This is a genomic window from Pseudomonas sp. NPDC089406 (assembly GCF_044900265.1).
GTDB lineage: Bacteria > Pseudomonadota > Gammaproteobacteria > Pseudomonadales > Pseudomonadaceae > Aquipseudomonas > Aquipseudomonas fakonensis.
Genome location: NZ_JBJDNC010000007.1, coordinates 100,048 through 111,244, shown reverse-complemented (window position 1 = coordinate 111,244; position 11,197 = coordinate 100,048). Strand labels below are relative to the sequence as shown.

Below are 11,197 nucleotides of genomic sequence, written 5' to 3'. Positions count from 1 at the left end.
CCACAGGATTGTGCGAAGCCTGAGTCAGGCGCTGTACCTGTAGGAGCGGCTTTAGCCGCGAACACCGGCACAGCCGGTGCCATGCACCGCGTCGTCTGCTTCGCGGTGGTTCGGCACCCCGACAAGCCCGCTCCCATAGGATTGTGCGAAGCCTGGATCAGGCGCTGTACCTGTAGGAGCGGCTTTAGCCGCGATCACCGGCGCAGCCGGTGCTATCCTCCGCGTGACTGACAAGTCACTTCGCGGCGCCATGCATGGGTCATTCCCTGCAAATTGGCCTCCAGCCCCCGTCATACTGGCATCTGGCCTGCTTTTACTACCGCTGGACAGGCGGTAGCTGCAAGTCATTCTCAAGCCCAAGGTGCTCGTGTAATCTCCGGCCCCCGTCAACGGGCCCGGCATTACGGGCCGTCCCCTGCCTTGGAGTCGATCAACACTATGGAATGCAAGAAAGGCACTGCAGCAATGCTGGAGTGGCGCAGTCGTTTTCTCGGAGAAGGCATCCTGCAGGAAGAAGACTACGACCAGGCGTTGCGACGTGCCGAAGAGCTCGAGCATTCCGGAGTCATCAGCACCAGTGAGTGGGTCGAGTTGGTCAGGCTGGCCAACGCCGCGTTGTTGCGCCTGTAAAAATTCCTGCAAGCCTTGAAGAAACTGTCCACAAAAAACGTGGGTAGGTCTGTGGATAAAACGCTACAGGCCAGTATTTATAAGGCCCCTGTCAGATTGAGTAGAAATTGAGCAGCCTTGCCCAAGGCTGCCATCACCCCCTCGGCCGGCCTTCGCGCAGGGCCTGCAGCAGCTCGCGAACCCGCGCCGGTACATCCCCTGCGGGGTACACCGCGTGCATCTGCGGGTCCTGCCCGGTACTCGACGTCAGGCGGTAATCGGGGCACACCCGCACCAACCGCCCGGCCTTCACCTCAGGCTCCGCCAGCCAGTCGGCCAGGCGAGCGATACCGGCCCCGGCCAGGGTGCCTTGCAGCACCGCCACCCCCGAACCCAGGCGCAGCCGTGGCTGCGGCCGCAGGCTGGTGATGCGCCCTTCACGGCAGAAGTGCCAGGCCTTGAGGATGCGCGGCGCGGTGTGCAGGATCAGCGCATGTTCATGCAACGCCTCGATGCCTTGCGGCATGCCTTCGCGGGCCAGGTATTCGGGGCTTGCGTACAGGTGCCGGCGGTAGGCCCACAGCGGGTAGCCGATCAGTTCGCTGGACTGGGCGAAGGCGCCGCGGATGACGAAGTCGAAACGCCCTTGCAGCGGGTCGAGGGCCTGGTCGCTGTACTGCACATCCAGGGTGATCTGCCGGTGGCGCTGGGAGAATTCGGCCAGTACCTGCGGCAACACGCGGCTGGCCAGCACCTCGGGGGCGGCCAGGCGTATCCAGCCCTGGGCGTTACCGGTCAGGGCCGCCAGCTCGTCGGCGGCATCGCGTTGCACATCCAGCAAGCGTTCGGCGTGAGGCAGCAGGCGCTCGCCGGCTTCGGTCAGGGTCACGGCGTTGGCGTTGCGGTTGAATAGCCGGGCCCCGCTGTTGTCTTCCAGCGCCTGTACTGCACGGGTCACGGCACTGGGCGAGCGGCCCAGGGCACGGGCGGCGGTGACGAAGCTGCGCTTGTGCGCAACGCTGACGAAGGCTTGTATCTCGCGCAACATGTCCAAGGCCATGGCGGTTCCTCATTGCAGTTTTCGCAACGTGGCATTTCAACATAATTGCCGCGCTTTGATTAGTCTGGCCGCCTGTTCACCGCTGCCCGGACCCGACCATGATGGATATCGCCCTGCTTTCGCTGTTCGCTTTTGCCGCCGGCCTGATCGACGCCGCTGTTGGCGGCGGCGGGCTGATCCAGATCCCGGCGCTGTTCAACGTGCTGCCCACCGCGCAGCCGGCAGCACTGCTGGGCAGCAACAAGCTGGCTTCGGTGTGCGGCACAAGCTTTGCGGCGCGCTCGTTCATCCGCAAGGTCAAGCTGGATTGGGGGTTGATCGTGCCGGCGGCGCTCAGCGCCTTCGTCATGTCGTTCTTCGGCGCGGCCACGGTGTCGCTGGTGCCGGCTGGCGTGATGCGCCCCATGGTGCTGGTGATGATCGTGCTGATGGCGGTGTACACCTTCTGCAAGAAGGACTTCGGCACCCTGCACAAGCCCACCGCCATCGGCCGGCGCGAGCAGTGCCTGGCGGTGCTGATCGGCGGCGCCATCGGTTTTTATGACGGCCTGTTCGGGCCGGGCACCGGCAGCTTCTTGATCTTCCTGTTCATCCGCTTCTTCGCCCTGGACTTCCTGCACGCCTCGGCTTCGGCCAAGCTGGTCAACATTGCCACCAACCTGGCGGCACTGGTGTTCTTCATTCCGTCGGGCAACGTGCTGTGGGCCATTGCCCTGCCGATGGCGGTGTTCAACATTCTCGGGGCGTTGACCGGCACCTGGCTGGCGGTACGCAAGGGGGCGGGGTTTGTGCGCGGGTTGTTCCTGGTGCTGCTGTGCGTGCTGATCGCCAAGCTCAGTTGGGACTTGCTGGTGGCCTGATCAGACCCGCTGGCGGTACGGCTCGGCCTGCTCGATGCGGTTGCGGCCCTGGGCCTTGGCCCGGTACAGCGCCTGGTCGGCTTCGGCCAGCAGTACGTCCAGGCTGGGGGCGGCGGCGTTGAAGGCGCAGCCGGCCAGGCCGATGCTCACGGTAATCTGCACCGGCTCGCCGGCCTCGCTGAAGGGCAGGTCCTGCACCGCGCGGCGCAGGCGCTCGGCGGTGAAGCGGGCCAGCTCCGGGGCAAGGCCGGGCACGACGATGGCGAATTCTTCACCGCCCAGGCGGGCGAACAGTTCGCCTTCGTGCAACTGGTCCTGCACGGTGAGGGCGAACTGGCGCAGCACCTGGTCGCCCACGGCGTGGCCGTGCTGGTCGTTGATCAGCTTGAAGTGGTCGATGTCCAGCATCATCAGGGTCAGCGGGGCGCGCTGGCCCTGCTGCTGGCGAGCATCGAGCAAGGCGTTGGCGCGGCGGGTGAAGGCGCTGCGGGTGAGGGCACCGGTGAGGTGGTCGACGGTCGCCTGTTGGGCCAGGCGCGCCATCAGGCTGCGGTTGGCATGGCTGACGCAAGCCACCACCAGCGGCCCGAGCACCAGCATGGCGATGCCCAGGCGCGCCGACATCAGGGTGGTCACCCCGGGTTCGCTTTGCGGCACGCTGAAATGCATGAGGTTTTGCGCCACGGCCACGATCAGCGTGCTGCCGGCGGTCAGAGTCAGCAGCGAAACCAGAAACGGCGAATAACTCAGCGCGCACCACAGCAGTGCGGCGATGGGGAAGGCGATGGCGCCCGGCCCGCCGAAGGCGATGCTCAACCCCAACGAGGCCAGCAACACCAGCAGCGGCGCCAGGCGCACCGGCTGGCTGGTGCTGCGGCTGAAGGCGCGGGGCGAGGGGGCGGTCAGCAGCAGCGGTAGCACCAGCACGCTGGTGGAGAACTGCTCGCTGAACCAGGCCAGCCAGGTGGCGCGCAGCGACTGCTCGAACCATGGCGCTGCCATCACGCAGGCCAGGGTGGCGGCGACCATGCCTCCGGCTGCGCAGGCGCCGAACAGGGTCAGGGTACCGTGGGGCGTACGCAGGCGCCGGTGGATACGCGGCAGGCGCGCCATCAGGTACCAGATGGTGACGATGGCGCCCAGGTTGCACAGGTTGAACCACAAGGCCGGCGGCCAGGCGCTGCCGGTTGCCAGGTCCGCCGCCACCATGCCCAGGTACACCAGCACGAAACCAGGCGCACCGGCCAGGCGCGGGTTGCGCAGCAGCACGCCGGCCAGCACGGCATTGACTGGCCAGAACAGCGAGAGGGATTCGATCGGCCGGGCGAGGATGCCGGCCAGGGTCAGGGCGAGGGTCAGGCCGAACAGGGCCGCAACAGGCAACAGGCGCGACGAGGCTGGAAACACCATGGATTCGACCGGCAGGCGAGGATGAAATCCAGGAAAACGACTACAGGCACCTGGGACGATGGTCTGGAAGTGTGTTGCAAGTCGGCGATTGATGTCAATTCGCCTGAACACCCGCAACCCAGGCCAGGCGCGGTCCCTGTAGGAGCCGGCGTGCCGGCGATGAGGCCAGTACGGGCAGCACAAGGCAGGTCAGGCCCCATCGCCGGCAAGCCGGCTCCTACAGGCCGAACACCCAGGGCACCATCACCACGGTCACCAGCATCACCAGCAGGGTAAAGGGCACGCCAACCTTGACGAAATCGCCGAAGCGGTACTGCCCCGGCCCCAGCACCAGGGTGTTGACCGGCGAGGACACCGGGGTCATGAACGCCGCCGAGGCTGCCAGGGCCACGGTCATGGCGAACGGGTAAGGTGACATCCCCAACTGCTGCGCGGTACTGATCGCCACCGGCGCCATCAGCACGGCGGTGGCGGTATTGGAGATGAACAACCCGATCACCGCCGTCAGGGCGAACAGGCAGGCCAGCATTGCAGCGGGCCCGGCGCCGCCCAGCACACCGACCAGCGCGCCTACCGCAAGATCGATGCCGCCAGTCTTCTGCAGCGCCAGGGCGAACGGCAGCATGCCGACGATCAGCACCAGGCTCTGCCAGTGGATGGCGCGGTAGGCGCTGTTCATGTCGATGCAGCGCCCGGCGCCCATCAGCAGGCAGCCGACCAGCGCAGCGATCACATTCGGCACCAGGCCGCTGACCATCAGCCCCACCATCACTGCCAGGCTCAGCAGGGCCAGAGGCGCCTTGGTGCGTGCCGGGGCGACCTGGTCGATCTCGGCCGGCAGGCTCAGCACCAGGAAGTCGCGAGGCTTGGTTTGCAGCTGGCGCACGGCCTTCCACGGGCCCACCACCAGCAGGGTGTCGCCCAGGCGCAGCTTTTCTTCCACCAGTTGCTCCTCGACGGCCAGCTGGTCGCGGCGCAGGCCCACCACGTTGAGGTCGTAACGCGTGCGGAAGGCCAGCTCCAGGATGCTCTTGCCGATCAGTTGCGAGCCCGGCGGCAGCGACACTTCGGCCATGCCCAGCTCCTGCGACTGGTCAATGAAGTAGGCGGCCTTGAAGTGCAGCGGCTCCAGCTGCATGGTCTGGCACAGGCTGCGCAGATCGTCGCGGTTGGCGAACAGGTCGAGCAGCAATACGTCGCCCTGTTGCAGCAGGGTGGCGGAGTCGGCGGTGATCACCCGGGTGGTGAACTTGTGCTGGCGCTCGATGCCGATCACGTTGGCGCCATGCCGGGTGCGCAGCTCAAGCTCGCCGAGGGTGTGGCCGATCAGCGGCGAGCCCGGGCGGATACGCAGTCGCCGTTCGCGGCCGTTGAGCTTGTAGTCCAGCACCAGGTCCAGCAGGGTGCGCCGGGTTTCCCCGCGGCCATCCTTGCGCACCTCGCCGTTGAGCCAGTGGCGGGTCAGCAGCATGTAGCCGATACCCAGCACCAGCACCACCAGGCCGAACGGGGTGAAGCTGAAAAAGCTGAAACCTGTGTGGCCATGGCGCACCAGCTCGCTGTGCACCACCACGTTGGGCGGGGTGGCCACCAGGCTGAGCATGCCGCTGATCAGGCCGGCGAAGCTCAGCGGCATCATCAGCCGGCTGGGCGAGATGTTCAGGCGCGCGGCGATGCTCAGCACCACCGGGATGAAGATCGCCACCACGCCGGTGGAGCTCATCACCGAGCCCAGCCCTGCCACCGCCACCATCAGCAGCACCAGCAGGCGCGCCTCGCTGTTGCCGGCGCGTTCGCTCATCCATTCACCGATGCGCAGGGCAATGCCGGTGCGCACCAGGCCTTCGCCGATGACGAACAGGGCGGCGATCAGCACCACGTTGGGGTCGCTGAAGCCGGCCAGGGCCTGCTCCACGGTAAGGATGCCGGACAGCGGCAGGATGACGATCACCAGCAGGGCAACCACGTCCATGCGCGGGCGGTTGATGATGAACAAGGTGACGACGGCGGCCAGCAGGCCAAGGACCCAGAGCAACTCATGGTTCATGGGGAGGGGTGTTCCTTCACACGGGGCACGGTCAGGCAGTGGCACCAGTGTGGCAGCTCGGACGGCGGGCGTCGTTGATGTGCTGCAATGTTTTTGCCGGGGCGAAGCAATCGCGGGGCTGTCTTGCGCTGCCTGTACCGGCCTCATCGCCGGCAAGCCGGCTCCTACAGGTACGGCGCAGGCCTGAAGCTTATGCGGTCCCTGTGGGAGCGGCTTTAGCCGCGAACACCGGCGCAGGCGGTGCCAGGCAGCGCATCGTTTGCCTGGCGATCAGCAGGGTGCGCGATCAGTGACGGTGGCGGCGCTTCTTGTGCTTGCTGCCGTCGTTGTCACCCATGTGGTTGCCCAGCGCACCACCTGCCGCGCCGCCCAGGCCCGCGCCGATGGTCGAGCCGGTGGAACCGCCCATCTTGCCGCCGAGGTAGGAGCCGCCTGCCGAACCCAGGCCGCCGCCAATGGCCGCCTCGGCGCGGTTGCCCTTGCGCGCGCCGACGGCGCTGCCGGCCGCGCCACCCAGGCCTGCGCCGATCACGCCGCCAGTGCTGCCGCCGATCTGTTTGCCGACCACGTTGCCCAGGGCGCCGCCCAGGCCGCCGCCGATGGCCGCGGTGCCGTCACCGGCGAAAGCACCCTGGCACAGCAGCAGGCCAAGGGCGAGGGAGGGCAGAGTCAGACGCATGTTGTGAACCTCAGAGCAATCAATAGGGGAGTTGCCGCGTTACCGGCGGCCAGTCAGGGATTGGGAAGACGCTTCAGCGGTGGTAGCGGTCACGGTACTGGCGGTTGTCATCGTCACGGTCGCGGTCGTAGCGCTGGTGATGGCGGTGATCGCCGTCGCGCCAGCCACGGTCATCGTCGTGGTAATGGTGGTGGTAGCAGCCGCCGAGCGACAGCAGGGTAGCGACCAGCGACAGGCTGGCAATACGCGAGAGCATGAGATAGGTCCTTGATCAGCAAGGGTTTACCGGACACACCCTGAGACCAGGCCGGTTCGATTTGGTTCTTTGCGGCGCAAAATTTTTGCACCGCAAAAAGCCTCGGCCAGGTGAGTAGTGAGTTATTTGGATGGGGGCGTGGGAGCGGGCTTGCCCCGCGATGGCGCCTCAGCGCCGGTAGTAGCCGTGATGGTAGTAAGGGTGGCCCCAGCCGTGCCAGCCATGGTCGTGGTGATAGGGGTAGTAGACACAACCACCCAGGCTCAGCAGGGCGGCGACCAGCGAAACGCAAAACACGCGCTTGATCATGATGGGGTCCTTGAACGGTAAGGGATTACCGGACACTTCATCAGACCAGGCGGGTTCGATCTGGTTCTTCGCAGGGCCAGGTTTTGCCGCCCAGGCGATGGGCGGCGTGGCGCGGGTTTCAGCTGGCGGGGTGGATGGCCAACACCACGCCATTGGTGATCTGCACCAGCACGTAGTGTTCGCCCATACGCACCCAGTGGCTTTCCTTCTCAGGCTCGGGCAGGCCCTTGGCCTGCCAGTCGTGCACGGCCTGATCGTCGCGCTTGTACTGGTCGGGCGCCTTGTCGCCGACCTTGAGTTCGCGGTTGTGGGTTTCAGGGGCCTGAATGCTTTCTTCGGCGGACTGGGCAGCGGTTGCCGCCATGGGCAGGGCGCTGGTGAGCAGCAGGACGCAGAGCAGAGGGCGAAGGTTCATGGTGGCTCCTTTGGTTTTCAAGGCTGTCCTGTTCTGCGACAGCGGCCCGGGCCTGACAATTCACTCTGTTGCGCCGTGGTGCTAGAGTCGCTTTCTTTTTTACCCCGAGGATGGAACATGCGAGCGATTCTGCCGATGACCGTGGTGCTGCTGTTGGTGGGCTGTGCGTCGTCGACCATGGAGGCGGCCCGCAACGGCGCGCCCACCGCGCGCCTGGACTCGCACAAGCCCCCGGACGTGGTCGCCCAGTGCATCCAGTTCAGCTGGCAGGAAGAAAAGGCCTTTGGCGTGGATGCCAGTGGCTACCTGGAGGCGCGCAAGGCGGGGGGCTTCACTGTGTACACCCGCGAAGCCGAGTCGTTCGTGGATGTGTACGCCCAGGCCGGCGGCACGCGGGTCGACTATTACGCGCAGAAAGACGACATGACCGCCCAACGCCGCCGCGCGGCAGCGGCGACCTGCCTGTAATCGACCCGCGCAGACCTCCAGGCCCGCGCTGTACCTGTAGGAGCCGGCTTGCCGGCGATGAGGCCATCACAGGCCACACAAACAAAGGCAAGGAGGCCACCATGAATAACCGCTCGCAACAACTCAACCGCGCCAGCTGGGACGAACGCGCCCCGCTGCACGCCGCCTCGAAGGACTACGAGGTGGAAACCTTCGCCAGCCAGCCCGGCCACCTGTCCGAGGTGGTGCGCTTCGACCTGCCGCGCCTGGGTTATATCCATGGCCTGCGCACGGTACACCTGCAATGCCATATCGGCACCGACACCTTGTCGTTGGCCCGCCTGGGCGCCGAGGTCTGCGGCCTGGACTTTTCCGCAGCGTCCCTGGCCCAGGCGCGCCGGCTGGCCGAGCGCTGCGTCACGCCCATCGAGTATGTCGAGGCAGATGTCTACCAGGCGCATCAGGTACTGCCGGCCGGCAGCTTCGATCTCGTCTACACCGGCATCGGCGCTCTGTGCTGGCTGCCCGACATCCAGCGCTGGGCGCACACCGTGGCGACATTGCTCAAGCCCGGCGGGCGGTTGTTTCTGCGTGACGGCCACCCGATGCTGATGGCGGTCAACGAAGACCACCCCGACCGCCTGCAGCTGGATTACCCGTACTTCGAGCGCGAGGCGCCGACCGTGTGGCACAGCGACCAGACCTACGTCGATACCGAGCAGGCGCTGACCCAGACCGAAACCCACGAGTGGAACCACGGCCTGGGCGAGGTGATCAGCGCACTGCTGGCCAACGGCCTGCGCCTGACTGCGCTGGAGGAACACCAGAGCATTCCCTGGGAGGCGCTGCCGGGGCAGATGCACAAAGGCGCCGACGGTGAGTGGCGCCTGGTGGATGCGCCCTGGCGCCTGCCGCTCAGTTACACGCTGCAGGCGGTCAAGGGCTGAGGTTCAGGACAGAAAGCCGCCGTCCACATTGAGCGCGGTGCCGGTGGTGTAGCTGGACGCATCGCTGGCCAGGTACAGCACGGCGCCGGCCATCTCTTCGGGGGCGGCCACGCGCTTGAGCGGAATCTGCTGCAGCGCGGCATTGAGGATGGCGTCGTTCTTCACCAGCGCCGAGGCGAACTTGGTGTCGGTCAGGCCTGGCAGCAGGGCGTTGCAGCGAATGCCGAACTGCGCGCATTCCTTTGCGAACACCTTGGTCATGTTGATCACCGCAGCTTTGGTGACCGAATAGATGCCCTGGAACAGCCCCGGGGAGACGCCATTGATCGAGGCCACGTTGATGATGCTGCCGCCGCCGTGCTCGCGCATCAGCTTGCCGGCCTCCACCGACATGAAGAAGTAGCCGCGGATGTTCACGTCGACGGTTTTCTGGAAGGCCCCCAGGTCGGTGTCCAGCACGTTGCAGAACTGCGGGTTGGTGGCGGCGTTGTTGACCAGGATGTCGAGGCGGCCGAACTGCTCGCGGATACCGGCGAACACCTGCTGGATCTGCTCCATCTCGCCGATGTGGCAGGCCACCGGGGTGGCCTTGCCGCCCGCGGCGATGATGGCCTCGGCCACTTGCTGGCAGCCTTCGAGCTTGCGGCTGGAGACGATCACATGAGCACCTTGCTGGGCCAGCAGGTGGGCGATGGCCTCGCCGATGCCGCGGCTGGCGCCGGAAACGAAAGCGACTTTGCCGTCGAGGTCGAACAGGTGGGTCTTGGACATGCCGGTTTTCCTTGTTGTGGGCGTTGCCAGGGTTACAGGGCGGACTTGCCGATCAGTTGCAGGCTCATCTGCTCCAGCAGGCGGTTCATGTGGATGAACTGGGCGAAGCGTTTATCCTGGGTCTGGCCGTGGAAGAAGCGGTAGTAGATCTGCTGGACGATGCCGGCCAGGCGGAACAGGCCGTAGCAGTAATAGAAGTCGAAATTGTCGATGCGGATGCCCGCGCGTTCGGCGTAATGCTGGACGAACTGCTGGCGGGTGAGCATGCCGGGGGCGTTGCTGGGCTGGCGGCGCATCAACTGCACCGGGGCCGGGTCGCCGGCCTCGATCCAGTAGGCCAGGCTGTTGCCCAGGTCCATCAGCGGGTCGCCGATGGTGGCCATCTCCCAGTCCAGCACGCCGATGATGCGCATGGGGTTGGCGCTGTCGAGGATGACGTTGTCGAAGCGGTAGTCGTTGTGCACGATGCCGGGGCGCGGGTGGTCGGCTGGCATTTTTTCACGCAGCCAGGTGATGACTTGCTCCCAGCGCGGTGCGTCCGGGGTCAGGGCTTTTTCGTAGCGGCCGGCCCAGCCTTCGATCTGCCGCTGCACATAGCCTTCGGGCTTGCCCAGGTCGGCCAGGCCGCAGGCGCTGTAGTCCACCTGATGCAGCTCGACCATGCGTTCGATGAAGCTCTTGCACAGCGCCTCGGTGCGCTGGGCGTCGAGGCCCAGTTCGGCGGGGATGTCCGAGCGCAGGATGATGCCCTTGACCCGTTCCATCACATAGAACTCGCTGCCGATCAGGCTTTCGTCAGTGCAGTGGGCATAGGCTTTGGGGCAGTAGGGGAAGCCTGCGTTGAGCTGGTTGAGGATGCGAAACTCGCGGCCCATGTCGTGGGCCGACTTGGCTTTTTGCCCGAACGGTGGGCGGCGCAGAACGAACTCGCGGTCCGGGTAGGCCACCAGGTAGGTGAGGTTCGACGCACCACCCGGGAACTGGCTGATGGTGGCCGTGCCGGCAAGGCCTGGGATGTGGCTTTTAAGATAAGGGTCGATGACGCCGGCATCGAGTTCTTCGCCGGGGCGTACCTGGGTGGACTGGTCGGTGAGCGTCATGCGATTTCCTTATGATCTGTAGCAAGGACTATTGGCTAATCTAATTTCCTGCTGTTGCTGGTACAAGCGTGCCAATGGCTTATTGGCCGGGGTGTTGCTGGTGGATCAATGGCCTTGATGCTGCCCTGTAGGAGCGGCCTTGTGTCGCGATGGGCTGCGAAGCGGCCCCAGGATCTCAGCTTCATGCAAGGCCGCCGGGGCTGCTTTGCAGCCCATCGCGACACAAGGCCGCTCCTACAGGGCCTTACTTCCGCCGGAGCAAAAAAAACCGAAGCACTCAAGGCTTC

General features: G+C 65.7%; 13 protein-coding genes. 4 read left to right on the top strand and 9 right to left on the bottom strand.

The genetic code is table 11. The annotated features are described in order from the left end of the window. Window positions 1–438 precede the first annotated feature (438 nt). Window positions 439–630 (top strand): hypothetical protein, encoded by a 192-nt coding sequence (locus tag ACI2KK_RS07305; protein WP_217843010.1) that lies wholly within the window; start codon window positions 439–441, stop codon window positions 628–630. Between the two features lie 133 nt (window positions 631–763). On the opposite strand, the gene ACI2KK_RS07300 is transcribed toward ACI2KK_RS07305, so the two are convergent. Beyond that, a complete protein-coding gene (locus ACI2KK_RS07300; protein WP_404668430.1) occupies window positions 764–1,669 on the bottom strand; it encodes a LysR substrate-binding domain-containing protein in 906 nt (301 codons plus the stop codon). A 98-nt stretch (window positions 1,670–1,767) separates the two neighbouring features. On the opposite strand from ACI2KK_RS07300, the gene ACI2KK_RS07295 reads away from it, so the two are divergent. Further along, window positions 1,768–2,529, top strand: a complete 762-nt coding sequence (locus tag ACI2KK_RS07295; RefSeq protein WP_404668429.1) for a sulfite exporter TauE/SafE family protein — start codon at window positions 1,768–1,770, stop codon at window positions 2,527–2,529. On the opposite strand, the gene ACI2KK_RS07290 is transcribed toward ACI2KK_RS07295, so the two are convergent. The 6 genes from ACI2KK_RS07290 to ACI2KK_RS07265 all read right to left on the bottom strand — a co-directional run bounded on the left by ACI2KK_RS07290 (window position 2,530) and on the right by ACI2KK_RS07265 (window position 7,594). Beyond that, a complete protein-coding gene (locus ACI2KK_RS07290; protein WP_404668477.1) occupies window positions 2,530–3,954 on the bottom strand; it encodes a diguanylate cyclase in 1,425 nt (474 codons plus the stop codon). It abuts the gene before it with no gap. Window positions 3,955–4,156: 202 nt separating this feature from the next. Beyond that, a complete protein-coding gene (locus ACI2KK_RS07285) occupies window positions 4,157–5,986 on the bottom strand; it encodes an SLC13 family permease (protein WP_404668428.1) in 1,830 nt (609 codons plus the stop codon). Between the two features lie 286 nt (window positions 5,987–6,272). Next, window positions 6,273–6,665 (bottom strand): glycine zipper domain-containing protein, encoded by a 393-nt coding sequence (locus ACI2KK_RS07280; protein WP_404668427.1) that lies wholly within the window; start codon window positions 6,663–6,665, stop codon window positions 6,273–6,275. A gap of 73 nt (window positions 6,666–6,738) precedes the next feature. Then, window positions 6,739–6,921, bottom strand: coding sequence for a hypothetical protein (locus tag ACI2KK_RS07275; RefSeq protein ID WP_217884585.1), 183 nt, complete (start codon window positions 6,919–6,921; stop codon window positions 6,739–6,741). A gap of 168 nt (window positions 6,922–7,089) precedes the next feature. Next, window positions 7,090–7,230, bottom strand: coding sequence for a hypothetical protein (locus tag ACI2KK_RS07270; protein WP_217884586.1), 141 nt, complete (start codon window positions 7,228–7,230; stop codon window positions 7,090–7,092). A gap of 118 nt (window positions 7,231–7,348) precedes the next feature. Next, the gene (locus ACI2KK_RS07265) at window positions 7,349–7,594 is read right to left on the bottom strand and encodes an RcnB family protein (RefSeq protein ID WP_404668476.1); all 246 of its coding nucleotides are present in this window, start codon (window positions 7,592–7,594) and stop codon (window positions 7,349–7,351) included. Between the two features lie 168 nt (window positions 7,595–7,762). Between ACI2KK_RS07265 and ACI2KK_RS07260 the strand changes: the two genes are divergently transcribed. Continuing rightward, window positions 7,763–8,113: a hypothetical protein gene (locus ACI2KK_RS07260; protein ID WP_404668426.1), complete on the top strand. Its 351-nt coding sequence runs from the start codon at window positions 7,763–7,765 to the stop codon at window positions 8,111–8,113. Window positions 8,114–8,214: 101 nt separating this feature from the next. Continuing rightward, window positions 8,215–9,039, top strand: coding sequence for a class I SAM-dependent methyltransferase (locus ACI2KK_RS07255; protein ID WP_404668425.1), 825 nt, complete (start codon window positions 8,215–8,217; stop codon window positions 9,037–9,039). Between the two features lie 3 nt (window positions 9,040–9,042). On the opposite strand, the gene ACI2KK_RS07250 is transcribed toward ACI2KK_RS07255, so the two are convergent. Both ACI2KK_RS07250 and ACI2KK_RS07245 read right to left on the bottom strand, forming a co-directional pair. Then, a complete protein-coding gene (locus tag ACI2KK_RS07250; protein ID WP_404668424.1) occupies window positions 9,043–9,810 on the bottom strand; it encodes an SDR family oxidoreductase in 768 nt (255 codons plus the stop codon). Between the two features lie 32 nt (window positions 9,811–9,842). After that, window positions 9,843–10,910: a phosphotransferase family protein gene (locus ACI2KK_RS07245; RefSeq protein WP_404668423.1), complete on the bottom strand. Its 1,068-nt coding sequence runs from the start codon at window positions 10,908–10,910 to the stop codon at window positions 9,843–9,845. Window positions 10,911–11,197 lie beyond the last annotated feature (287 nt).